The organism is Pseudomonas sp. Pseusp88 (genome assembly GCF_047303955.1).
Taxonomy (GTDB): domain Bacteria; phylum Pseudomonadota; class Gammaproteobacteria; order Pseudomonadales; family Pseudomonadaceae; genus Aquipseudomonas.
In genome coordinates this window covers 205,827-216,811 of the sequence record NZ_JBGLYM010000008.1, presented here as the reverse complement: position 1 = coordinate 216,811, position 10,985 = coordinate 205,827, and the positions used below count along the sequence as shown (strand labels likewise).

The 10,985-nt window shown below is 53.2% G+C and carries 9 protein-coding genes, 1 tRNA gene and 3 pseudogenes; 5 read left to right on the top strand and 8 right to left on the bottom strand.

The features are described 5' to 3' along the window. Window positions 1–32: 32 nt before the first annotated feature. Together yiaY and ACCD02_RS13630 are read left to right on the top strand one after the other, a co-directional pair. Complete coding sequence (gene yiaY, locus ACCD02_RS13635) at window positions 33–1,181, top strand: L-threonine dehydrogenase (protein ID WP_413302368.1); 1,149 nt, start codon at window positions 33–35, stop codon at window positions 1,179–1,181. Window positions 1,182–1,241: 60 nt separating this feature from the next. Next, a complete protein-coding gene (locus tag ACCD02_RS13630) occupies window positions 1,242–1,565 on the top strand; it encodes a DUF2025 family protein (RefSeq protein WP_413302476.1) in 324 nt (107 codons plus the stop codon). A gap of 57 nt (window positions 1,566–1,622) precedes the next feature. Here the strand turns inward: ACCD02_RS13630 and ACCD02_RS13625 are convergent, their stop codons facing one another. Together ACCD02_RS13625 and ACCD02_RS13620 are read right to left on the bottom strand one after the other, a co-directional pair. Next, window positions 1,623–2,378, bottom strand: a complete 756-nt coding sequence (locus tag ACCD02_RS13625) for a methyl-accepting chemotaxis protein (RefSeq protein ID WP_413302474.1) — start codon at window positions 2,376–2,378, stop codon at window positions 1,623–1,625. A gap of 99 nt (window positions 2,379–2,477) precedes the next feature. Next, window positions 2,478–3,248 (bottom strand): annotated as a pseudogene (locus ACCD02_RS13620) (MCP four helix bundle domain-containing protein); the annotation flags it as partial. 324 nt (window positions 3,249–3,572) lie between these two features. Here ACCD02_RS13620 and ACCD02_RS13615 point away from each other — a divergent pair. Beyond that, the gene (locus tag ACCD02_RS13615) at window positions 3,573–3,962 is read left to right on the top strand and encodes a VOC family protein (RefSeq protein ID WP_413302365.1); all 390 of its coding nucleotides are present in this window, start codon (window positions 3,573–3,575) and stop codon (window positions 3,960–3,962) included. A 300-nt stretch (window positions 3,963–4,262) separates the two neighbouring features. Here the strand turns inward: ACCD02_RS13615 and ACCD02_RS13610 are convergent, their stop codons facing one another. After that, entirely contained in the window at window positions 4,263–4,826 is a 564-nt protein-coding gene (locus ACCD02_RS13610) for a flavin reductase family protein (RefSeq protein WP_413302362.1), read from the bottom strand. A 514-nt stretch (window positions 4,827–5,340) separates the two neighbouring features. On the opposite strand from ACCD02_RS13610, the gene ACCD02_RS13605 reads away from it, so the two are divergent. Then, a complete protein-coding gene (locus ACCD02_RS13605; RefSeq protein WP_413302359.1) occupies window positions 5,341–5,865 on the top strand; it encodes a Bro-N domain-containing protein in 525 nt (174 codons plus the stop codon). 87 nt (window positions 5,866–5,952) lie between these two features. Here ACCD02_RS13605 and ACCD02_RS13600 read toward each other — a convergent pair whose 3' ends face one another. The 3 genes and pseudogenes from ACCD02_RS13600 to ACCD02_RS13590 all read right to left on the bottom strand — a co-directional run bounded on the left by ACCD02_RS13600 (window position 5,953) and on the right by ACCD02_RS13590 (window position 7,185). Further along, window positions 5,953–6,357 (bottom strand): type II toxin-antitoxin system HicB family antitoxin, encoded by a 405-nt coding sequence (locus ACCD02_RS13600; protein WP_413302357.1) that lies wholly within the window; start codon window positions 6,355–6,357, stop codon window positions 5,953–5,955. An 88-nt stretch (window positions 6,358–6,445) separates the two neighbouring features. Then, window positions 6,446–6,627: pseudogene (locus tag ACCD02_RS13595) on the bottom strand (type II toxin-antitoxin system HicA family toxin). 360 nt (window positions 6,628–6,987) lie between these two features. Continuing rightward, complete coding sequence (locus tag ACCD02_RS13590) at window positions 6,988–7,185, bottom strand: DUF1963 domain-containing protein (RefSeq protein ID WP_413302355.1); 198 nt, start codon at window positions 7,183–7,185, stop codon at window positions 6,988–6,990. Window positions 7,186–7,194: 9 nt separating this feature from the next. Between ACCD02_RS13590 and ACCD02_RS13585 the strand changes: the two are divergent. Continuing rightward, window positions 7,195–7,764 (top strand): annotated as a pseudogene (locus tag ACCD02_RS13585) (hypothetical protein); the annotation flags it as partial. Between the two features lie 127 nt (window positions 7,765–7,891). Here ACCD02_RS13585 and ACCD02_RS13580 read toward each other — a convergent pair. Next, the gene (locus ACCD02_RS13580) at window positions 7,892–9,730 is read right to left on the bottom strand and encodes an AIPR family protein (RefSeq protein WP_413302352.1); all 1,839 of its coding nucleotides are present in this window, start codon (window positions 9,728–9,730) and stop codon (window positions 7,892–7,894) included. Window positions 9,731–10,811: 1,081 nt separating this feature from the next. Beyond that, window positions 10,812–10,885, bottom strand: a tRNA-Gly gene (locus tag ACCD02_RS13575). Window positions 10,886–10,985 lie beyond the last annotated feature (100 nt).

Below are 10,985 nucleotides of genomic sequence, written 5' to 3'. Positions count from 1 at the left end.
TGTCGACAGCAGCGTAGCGATGAGGATCAGTCATGAGCAGCACCTTTTTCATTCCCCCCGTGAACATGATGGGCATCGATTGCCTGGACGAAGCCATGGAGGCGATTCGCAAATATGGTTATCTCAAGGCCCTGATCGTCACCGATGCGGGGCTGGCCAAGGCCGGGTTGGCCCAACAGATTGCCGGGCTGCTGGTCGAGCAGGGTATCAATTCGGTTGTCTACGACGGTGCGCGGCCCAACCCTACAGTGGGTAACGTCGAGAAAGGCCTGGAAATGCTGACCGCCAATCGCTGCGACTTCGTCATCTCCCTGGGCGGCGGCTCGCCCCACGACTGCGCCAAGGGTATTGCCCTGGTCGCCACCAATGGTGGCCATATCAGCGATTACGAAGGCGTGGATCGCTCGCAAAAGCCGCAGCTGCCGCTGATCGCCATCAACACCACTGCGGGCACCGCCAGTGAAATGACCCGCTTCTGCATCATCACCGACGAAGTGCGCCACATCAAAATGGCCATCGTTGACCGTAACGTCACGCCGCTATTGTCGGTTAATGACCCGGCGCTGATGGCCGCGATGCCCAAGTCGCTGACCGCCGCCACTGGCATGGACGCCCTGACCCACGCCGTCGAAGCCTACGTCTCCATTGCCGCCAATCCGATCACCGATGCCTGCGCGCTCAAGGCCATTTCCATGATCGCCGGCAACCTGCGCAAGGCGGTGAACGATGGCTCGAACATGGCCGCGCGGGAAAACATGGCTTATGCCCAGTTCCTCGCGGGCATGGCGTTCAACAATGCGTCCCTGGGTTTCGTACACGCCATGGCCCACCAGTTGGGCGGCTTCTACGACCTGCCCCATGGCGTCTGCAATGCGGTGTTGCTGCCACACGTACAGAGCTTCAACGCCAGCGTCTGCCCGAGCCGCCTGACTGATATCGCCCACGCCATGGGAGAGGACACCCGCGGCTTGTCTCCCGAAGACGGTGCCCGGGCTGCGATCGATGCCATCCGTAATCTGTCCCGGGATATCGATATTCCGGCCGGCCTGACCGCCCTGGGTGTACGTGAAGAAGACTTCCCGATCCTGGCCGCCAACGCGCTGAAAGACGCCTGCGGCCTGACCAACCCACGCAAGGCTGATCAGGCGCAAATCGAAGGTATTTTCCGCCAGGCGCTTTGAACCTTGTGGCGCTCGTGACCGGTGCGGTTTGCGGGCGCACTTTTCCAGAGGCAGACCATGATGAAAACCAGCTCCAGCGACATCTGCGAAGCCGCTGACAATCTTGAAGGTTTTGTCGGCTATCACCGTAAGGCGCAGCGTTACATCGTGCGTTTCAGTGAGGACGCCTTCGGCATGGACGTCGCCGATGATGACATCACGCCAGCCAGCGAGTTTGTCTGGTCCGAAGCCGATGACGGGCTGATGAGCCTGGATCGCCAGCGCCTGGCTATTTTATTCGCGCAAAATATCGACGACCGTTTGCGTATTACCGGGCCGTTGCGGGTGTATATGCGCCGCACTGATCTGCCGGAAATTGTGGTGGAGCGAACGCTCAAGGCTTGAGGCGTGCTGTTGTGGGACCGGCTAAAGCCGGTCCCACAGGGGTTCACTGCTCCTGATTCAAATCACAAACCTTGCAACCGTCGAGCGCAAATCCGCCGCCAGTCGCGACAAATCATGACTGGCCGAACGGGTTTGATCTGAGCCTGCCTGGGATTGCATCGCCACCTCGCGCAGGTTCACCAGGTTGCGATCCACTTCCCGCGAGACCTGAGCCTGCTCTTGCGACGCGCTGGCGATGATCAGATTGCTTTCGTTAATCTGGCCAATGGTCCGGGCGATCTGATCCAGGGCCGTGTCTGCGGCGGTAGCCGTTTCCAGGGTGGTCTGGCTGAAGCTGCTGCTCAACTGCATGGATTCCACGGCCTGACCGCTGCTGCTCTGGATCGCGCCGATCATCTGCTCGATTTCCTGGGTGGATTTCTGTGTGCGATGGGCAAGGGCGCGGACTTCATCGGCAACCACCGCAAAGCCCCGGCCAGCCTCGCCGGCGCGCGCGGCTTCAATGGCCGCGTTGAGCGCCAGCAGGTTGGTCTGTTCGGCCACCGAGCGAATCACATCCAGCACCTGGCCAATGTCTTGAGCTTGCGTGGCCAGCCCGGTCACCAGTTGTGTCGAAGCCTGCATCTCCTCGCTCATGCGTTTGATCGCATTGACGGTTGCCATTACCTGTTCCCGGCCCTGACGCGCGGCCAGGGTTGAATGCTTCGACGACTCGGAAGTGGACACAGCATTGCGCGCCACTTCTTCGGCGGCAGCAGTCATCTCGGTAACGGCGGTCACCGCCTGTTCTATTTCGCCGTTCTGACGCTGCATGCCATGGGCCGCCTGGTCGGTGACCTGGCTGAGCTTTTCCGAGGCTGCAACCAGTTGCAGGGCTGAGTTGGAAATCTGCTTGATGGTCTCGCGCAGGTTATTGCGCATGCCAGCCAGTGCGGTCAGCAGCCGGGACAGCTCGTCCTTGCCTTGAATATCAATCGTTCGGGTGAAGTCGCCGGCGGCCATGCCTTCGGCAGCTTTGAGCACCGTGCTGATAGGCGCGACGATACTGCGAGTCAGCAGCCAGGCGAGCAATATCGTCAAGGCCGCTGTCACCGTGATCACGAAGATGACACCCGTGAATGCGCTGTCGTACTGGCTTTTTGCGTTGCTGGCTGAAGCGTAGGCGGCAGATTTGTTCAGCTCCACCAGCTTAGTGATCTGCTCGCTCATCTTCAGCGACGCCATGCGCATCTTGTTATTGAGTAGCGACAAGACCTCCTGTTGATTGTCCTGGCGGGAAAATTCAACCAGTTGACCTTGCAGTTGCAGATATTCAGCCAGTACACCTTTAAAGGTTTCGTACTCGGTTTGTTCTGCCGGGGAGTCGATCAGCGCCGCATATTTGCCCTGGAAACCCTTGAGCTTGTCGCTGAGTTCGTCCAGGCGCTTATAGGTGTCGGTCAGGGTGGCGGCCTCTCGATTCATCGCCACTCGTAATGACGTGATGCGCAGGCGCAGGGTACTTTCGGAAATATCGCCCAGATAGCCTATGCTCGGCATCCAGTTGGTCGCCATATGGGTGGACGCATTGTAGATCTGACTCATTCGCGTCAGGGCAAATACACCCAGAAGCACGACCAGGCCAGCAATCAGAGCAAAACTGACAAAGGCCCGTGGTGCGATATTCACATTTCTAATCGACATGTTTTTTCCTCGTCAGAAGCATCAAGCGTGCCCGCACCATAGTGCTTGAATAACGACTTCAGGTGATGTCTTTGTCAAAGGATGGGTATGTTTTTAGCGGGTATAAGGAGGATAGCAGGCTGATTCCTGGCGGCCGGAATATCGATACGCTAATGAGGGTTTAAGGCTAATAAGTAGCGTTAATTTCGAAGTCGCTCTTTTCGTCCATCGTTGGCGATCCAGACACTGGCAGTCAGCATCCATAGGATCTATATAACATCGGTTAATTTCACCGTTGGCACGATGCGATTCTCGATAGGGAATTTGCTTGATCAGGGAGCTCACATGATTGACCACACCGGCGTTATCGTCAGTGATTTCGAACAGGGCAAGACGTTTTACAGCAAAGCGCTGGCCGCCATTGGCTACGAACTGCTGATGCAAGTCAGCGCCGCACAATCAGGCAGCAAGGATTTTGCCGGCTTCGGCGAACAGGGCAAGCCCGACTTCTGGGTCAGCGGCGGCACCCCGAACCAGCCACCGATGCACGTGGCCTTTCGCGTAACAACCCGGGCCATGGTCGACGCCTTTTACCAGGCCGCCATGGCCGCAGGCGCCATCGACAACGGCGCGCCGGGCCTCAGGCCGCACTATCATCCCAATTACTACAGCGCGTTTGTGCGGGATGCGGATGGGCATAATATTGAGGCGGTTTGTCATGAGGCACAAAACTGAGTTCTGCCGGATGTTGTAGCCTGACAGGATGCGGTCCTTCGGCAGCTCCTATCAAATAACGCGAAACTTGCTGAATCACCGAAACCCTGTGGGAGCGAATTCATTCGCGAAAGCTTTATTTCGGACGCCGCCAATGCGTTGGATGTACTGGCCCCTTCGCGGATGAATCCGCTCCCACAGATATCGATGATATTCACAGGCTCCCACACAATTTTCTCTAGCGCCCTGCCGAGTGTTTGCCGCGCGACAGCGCGGTGGCAGAGACGCCCTGACAGCTCCTACAAATCGCGGTCTCCTTGCTCAAGTCAACATGGAGGGCTTGAACAACGCGGCACGGTCAATCATCTTGCCCGACAACATGAACTGCCCCATGCCCTGATAATGCAGCGATTCAATCTTCTCGGCCGCAGCGCTGACATGGGCCTTCACCACTTCGAAGATAAACAGGTTGTAGCGCTCCAGCATCGAGTCGTCATAAAGGCGGCATTCGAAGTTCGCAGGGCACTCGCGAATCAGCGGCGCATCGACCTTGCTCGCCTTGGCTTTGCCCAGCTTGAACTGCGCAAACTTGTCGACCTCGGCACCGGAACAATTGCCGATGCCGACCACGGTATCCACCATCTCAGCGCTTGGCAGGTTGATCACGCATTCGCCGCTATTACGCACCATTTCATAACTGTGATTGCCGCCCGCAATGATGCAGCCGACCAGCGACGGCGTGAACTCCATGACCATATGCCAGCCCACGGTCATGATATTGGTCCGGCCCTGCCATTTCGACGAGACCAGCACAATCGGGCCGGGTTCGAGGAAGTGGCGGATGTTGGAGACGGGGAAGTCTTTTTTCGGGCTTGAGCGTGGCATGGCGGGCTCTGCGCGTTGGATGACGTCTCTATCTTGGCCGCAAAAGGAAGCATTAGTTCATTGGGTTCAACTCATGAGCTGTCGAGACTGCTTGAGTTTTTCATTCCGGAACTGAGGCAGGCATGAAATTATGGGCAGATTCGCAACGCGTAATATCCAAGGTTAAAGCAGTTTTTTTGGACAGGCTATGCTGCTAAATGAAGGGCGATTCCTTGTTTCTTGAGTGAAATTTCCGAGTTTGTTCCAACCTATTGTTTGAGGTGGTCGAGCGATTTATGGTGCGCCGTCGCTGCAAAATCAGCGACCGGATTTAGCGATCCGAATCTCTTGAATAGTGCCTCACAACCTGCACCGGGCTTCTTATTGCCTGAGGTGATCGTTATGGCGGCTGTGTGTCGGAGACCTCTGGGTCTGCCGGTATCGTTCAAGAGCTCGGTTCGCTAACCGCCACACAGTTGCCACCCTCATACAAACAATCGCGTAACGGGTGGCCCGACTCAGGAGCCTCACCCTTATGGACCCTCAGATACCCTACCAACCCTGCACAGACGCCTTCGAGCCCACGCTTTTTATCCGCCACCACCGCATGCTGCGCGCCATCACCCTGGACGCCCAGGCCTGGTTCCCCCTGATCGATATCGCTCGCCTGATGGGCATACGCCTGTGTGAGCGCAGCACCCTCAAGCTCGACGCCGATCAACGCCGCATGGCCTGGCTGCTGACCAGCGGGCACTGGGAAAAATGCCTGATGATCAGCGAGTCCGGCGTCTACGCCTTGCTGATCCACCACTACATCCCGGAAAACCGCGCCCTGCGCCGCTGGCTGGCACAGGATGTCCTGCCCGCACTGGATGCCGAACGCACAAAGACAGATCCGGCCTCGATTGAAATGCGCTGGCAAGGCGGCGTGATGAGCGCCCTGCGATGGCGAGGTGAGCTGTGGCTGAAGGTGCGGGATTTGCCGGAGTTGGTGCAGGTTCAGGGGGAGACGATACGCGGGTCGTTTTGGACGAGGTTGGTGGGGGGCTTGCTGCGTTAACCGGGATGTGGCTGCCAGAAAAGGCATGAGACCAAGGCGTCGGGCGGCGCCTTAGTGGTTTCTGTTTCAGTGTCGGTTATTTATACGTTATCCGCCATGCAGCTCTTTAAGCGCGGCGGCGGCCAGAAAACCTGAGCGTGACGCATAGCGATGATCGTTTTTCACGCGCTCATCAATTCGCAGAAGCAGATTTTCGGGAAGTGTTGCGTTGAAACGAACGGCTTTGCCCAGATAGGGCGTGACGTCGAAATCGACAATCGCCCAGATCCCGCCTGCGTAGTCGGCGTTGCTCAAATGGGCCTCAATGTCCTGTGGTTGCGGCAGGGGATCGCTGTCCTCTACCAGTCCCTCGAAATGCAGCGAAAGCGCTTCTTTCACGTTTTCCAATGCTTCGTTGACGGTGACCCCGGCGGAGAAACAGCCCGGTACGTCAGGGACGATAACGCCATAGTCTGAGTCGGCGTCTTTATGTACAACGACTGGAAATTTCATCGGGGTCAGCTTTTCCTTCGGTGTCTTGGGGGAGGGCACAGGCTCAAAGAAGGGGAGCGGTGCCGTACTCCGTTTTCTAGGTTGCGGGTCATTTCAGACCGGCTTGTTTCAAAATGCTGTTAATCGTTTTGATCGGAATATCCGAGTCGGGTGCTTGATGGTTACCCGCCCGGGTTTGGACGCATGTTTGTACTGTCGATGGCTGCCTTTCGTTGCGACCCAGTACCAACCATCGCCCTCGATCATCCTGATCATCTCCCTGCTACGCATCCTCCCTCCTTTTACATCTTTTTCGGTGTGTATTGTACACACTTGCGTTTTGGGCAAGCTCACAGGAGCATGCGTTGAGCCAATGTAGCGTCTGGGAAGAGATGCAAGAGGGGCATTTCATGACTGATTGTGTGTGCTGTGCATTCGATCTGGGCATGACGTTATTTGAGGTGGGCGAAAGCGGCTAAAGCCAGACAAAGGCTAGCCAGATCATAGAGTGAGAAGCAGTTTGCAGCTGTGGCCTGCGGCGTTGCCACCCGCTTCGATTGGGATACCGATGGGAACGATCATGAAAACCCGGCAATTGGGATTGATGATGTATTCATTGCGCAAGCGCTAGGGGAACACCTGGAAATAGACTCAATGTGATTCAACCACCGCTGCCACGCGATCAAAGTTCTGGACCGCCAAGTCCTCCCTGGCGATCCAGAAAGTCGCTTGACCGCAATCCCCAAACTTGAGGTCGATGGCGGGGTCCCAAGCGAGCTTTAGCAGACACACCGGCTCTCCCTCGATATCAGGGATGGCGCCCTGCAAAAGCGGAATGTGTCCCAACATCTGGTGGACGACCAGGTGTGGCAGCACAGTGACGCGGTACAGCAGCGGGTCGATGCCTACGGAAACTGGCTGAGATTGACCGACGGCAAAATCCGGGACCACGCGATCGAGCGCGAAGTAGAAGCCCTGGGCAACAGCGAGAAGTACCAGAGCCACGCCCAGGACGTGGATCACCACTCAACTGAAAAGGTCGGCGGCATCAAGCGGATCGACGCCCTGGGCGCGCTCAAGCTGAATTCCGCCGGTACCGCCACACTCGCCGCCCTGGACGACATGCACTAGGCCACCGGCCGTGACCTGAACTTGGTAGTCGGCAAGAAGCACAACACCTCTGTAGGTGGCGACATGTCCGAACGGATCCAGCGCCTGCAGGCGCCGAAAAGCTGTGTGGGGTCGGGGAACGTCAATATCTTCAAGGTGGTGTGCGACACCTTGGATCTGCTGCAGGAGATGAACACCCAGATCGCTCCCCATGTTCACCCGCAACTGGGATCGCCACCCGTGAATGCGGCGACCTTCACCTCAGATGCTGCGAGGGCCGCCTTATTATCAGCATTATTGAACTCAGTTACTCTTTGAACTTAAAGAAAACCGCCTCTGTAGAGTATCCTACAAATGCGGCTTTCTATATCTGATTTAGTTGCGGTGACGCTTTGATGTAAAGTGTATCCAATATGAGCCCTGATAAGGCAGGACGATCGTTTTCTTAATGCCCGTTAAGGGTGCCAAGTATTGCGGCGAGGCTCTTATTTAATTCTGGTTGTAGATGTTCACGATCAAATGGCCTGTACTTAAAGACTGCGGATTTTTCTTTGGAGTTGGCTTTTGCATACCCATCTATTGCCGCGAATACAATTCCTCTAGACGTTTCATAGCAACTTTTCATGAACGCTTCGTTAGCCAGTAATTTAAAAATACTGTCTTTTCTCTTCACGAATTCATTTTTACGTGCCGGAGCAGAAATATCGATAAATCCAGTCAGTAGTTCCATATTCCCTTCTTTATCAATGGTGGCGCTGGATAAGATGAAGCTGCTCATTGCATGCAGAAACAACAACCCTCCACGAGAGATTAAAGTTTTCTCATCCTCAGAATATGTATTTGTTCTTAAGTCTGAGTTCTTCATCGACCAAGCCTTGTGATAAAGAATGACGGCGAATTTATACACGTCAAAGTCGGCGTTGTCATTGAAGATTGTGGTGTATTTTTTTTGGCTTTCAAAGAATCCACTAGTATCATTCAGTGAGATTACAGCCTCTTTGTTTACTACCGTATTCACTATCTGTGCCATTTTCAACATGCCTACAACTTTGTTACCTGTATATCCCTGCCTCTTGTAGTAGTTTTCTCTTCTCTCGTAAAATATTCCAGATTTTGCCAAGTGACGCTCAATATTTCTCTGTATGTTATCATTGGCTTTTAAACTTGCAGTCTTTACTGGGTTTTGAGAGTTTGTCGCACTTATGATGTCGGTCTGTACTTCAACGTCGTTAGTGTTTACAAGCTTTACAAACACTTTTAAATTTTTTGGTAGCTCGCCGTTTTGAATATAAGCATTATGTAAGCAGTGGATGGTTTGGCATCCGTTTACGATTTGCGGGTTGCTAACTGCATACTGCTGACCACCAAGCGGCGTTACTGTTTCACCGATAATGGTTAATCCATTATTCATTGCCCAAAAAATTTCCGCTTTTGCTTGGTTGAGAGCTGTTTCAATTATTGAGCTGTTGATATTTCCATCTTCGCCCAGAAAGTATCTAACATTTCCCTCGGTTAAATGGCTTTTGAAGTTTTTATGTTGGTCCAGTAGGCATTCTACAAGCTTATTACCTGACACGAACCCTGAGTAGCCGCTCGTAACAACATCCCGCTCTTTGATTTCCAAAGGCTGAGATATGAAATCGATCTCTATGGATTCTTCAGTGAATACTGTTAAATCCAACAGCTCTTGCGCGCCTAGCAAATTAATATCGAAGGGTATTTTCAGAGGGGAGTTAGCTAACTCTTCGGCAAGTTGATTTAATTTGGTGGGTATATTTCGGTCGGAAGCAATCGTAACATAGTAGACTTCACAGCTGAATTTGGCCTTCAGTTTTCCGCATGACCTAAATATATCCCTAATAAGCTGTGCTTTATCTAGATAGTCTTGATTCGCCCCGCCGACTTTTAAACTTTTTAAATCTTTTTCTAAATCAAAAATCTGCTCAATACCTTCTTTCATCTTTCTGAAACCATCAGTTGAAAATCCGGTCTCTTTTTTTGTCTGAAAGAACTTTACTTTGACTACGCTATCCTTGTTTATTAAGTGATCTGAATCAACTACAAGTGAGCCATTGCAAAAAATATAGCAGTGATCTAGGCCCTCATCACCACCTTCACCTAAAATTCCGTCGACTAAATCTTCAACGTCTATTCCATTGAGGTGCTTTAGATTTGCGAAACATGCCACAGCTATTTCAAATTGATTTTTATTGACTGTTTTTAGCTCGGGATTATCTGCAAACAGCTTCGTAATTTGATCGTCGAGTAATATCCGTAAACTCATGAGCGTATTTTCCCTATAAAAGTATCAGTAGTGCCATTTTGGCATCATTGACAAAAGGATGCCACTGATAATTTATGCCTCCCCCCAGCCCGCATATCTATACGTCTCTCGCTCCTGTGCTTAAGACGGAGCACTTAGCTCCAAAGGATCGGCGCGCACAGACCAAGGATGCGTAATATGCCTATGAATAGAAATGATCCGCCGAAAAGCACTTATCCCCCTCCCGTCGAAGGGCTTTGTACGTTTTTTTTGTGCAATCCGGCTGTAGTGCAAACAATGCTCCAGCCCAGGCCCGCCGTGGGCTCTCCCAGCCGATCGGCCATTGCACTGAGTGCAAACTTTTGCAGGGAAATGTCATGCCGTTGCACAGCGGCTACGGGGCGCCCACGACTCGACGAATCGGGGGAAGCCCCAGATTCATTCGATGGAAAATTGGAAAACGAGTGATTTGGTGTGGTTTCAAAATCGCGTCAGGTCTTTTCGACACACGAAAAACGGTGATGCGAAGGAAGGACGAACCACCTGTAAGCGCCGCACATCAAGGGCTGTAGCCAACCATGGCGATTGCATAGCGCTGCACACCAGGTGCGCGAGATTTTCGCTCGGTCGTCCGCCCTTAAAAACGTGATCTGGTTGAGATCGATTCCCTGGGCGAGGGGTTGGGATGCTGAAAACAGTAACCATGGCGGATTTGGACGGGAACGGCTCTGGAGGCCTTGGTTTTATTGGGCTTTCGAGATTACAAAAATAGGTATCCGGCAGTAACCCGGTTTGTAACAGTTTCTCAAGTGGTTGTTTTTAAATGAATTTTTAAATTGAGGGAGTTACTAAATAAAAGGTAACTTGAATACTAAACAGTTACTCAAAGGTTACAGCGGCCACTTCGTGAAAAGCCCTCTATTCCGAGGCTTTTAGCGAATTTCGGCAAAGGTTACAGGTTTCGGACCACCCTCAGATTTTAAGTGACGGGTCGGGGATGGCGGGGGATTAATGGGCGCGCTGGCAATTTCCACCCAAGAAGAGAAACGGCCCTCATGAGGATATGGAGATTGGAAAACAGGGCTGGAGGGCTTGTAAATACTGGAGCGGGTGAAGGGAATCGAACCCTCGTTATCAGCTTGGGAAGCTGGAGTAATGCCATTATACGACACCCGCTTTGAGCGGCTGACTTTGTACCAGAAGCAGCCCATTAATTGAAGCGCTAATTTTGCCTCGCTGATCGGCGTTGCCGCGCGGAAGTCATTCGCCAAGTGCC

Coding starts and splice junctions, on each gene's coding strand:
- yiaY (WP_413302368.1), top strand. CDS start 33: ATGAGCAGCACCTTTTTCATTCCCCCCGTGAACATGATGGGCATCGAT.
- ACCD02_RS13630 (WP_413302476.1), top strand. CDS start 1,242: ATGAAAACCAGCTCCAGCGACATCTGCGAAGCCGCTGACAATCTTGAA.
- ACCD02_RS13625 (WP_413302474.1), bottom strand. CDS start 2,378: ATGCAGCGTCAGAACGGCGAAATAGAACAGGCGGTGACCGCCGTTACC.
- ACCD02_RS13615 (WP_413302365.1), top strand. CDS start 3,573: ATGATTGACCACACCGGCGTTATCGTCAGTGATTTCGAACAGGGCAAG.
- ACCD02_RS13610 (WP_413302362.1), bottom strand. CDS start 4,826: ATGCCACGCTCAAGCCCGAAAAAAGACTTCCCCGTCTCCAACATCCGC.
- ACCD02_RS13605 (WP_413302359.1), top strand. CDS start 5,341: ATGGACCCTCAGATACCCTACCAACCCTGCACAGACGCCTTCGAGCCC.
- ACCD02_RS13600 (WP_413302357.1), bottom strand. CDS start 6,357: ATGAAATTTCCAGTCGTTGTACATAAAGACGCCGACTCAGACTATGGC.
- ACCD02_RS13590 (WP_413302355.1), bottom strand. CDS start 7,185: ATGTTGGGACACATTCCGCTTTTGCAGGGCGCCATCCCTGATATCGAG.
- ACCD02_RS13580 (WP_413302352.1), bottom strand. CDS start 9,730: ATGAGTTTACGGATATTACTCGACGATCAAATTACGAAGCTGTTTGCA.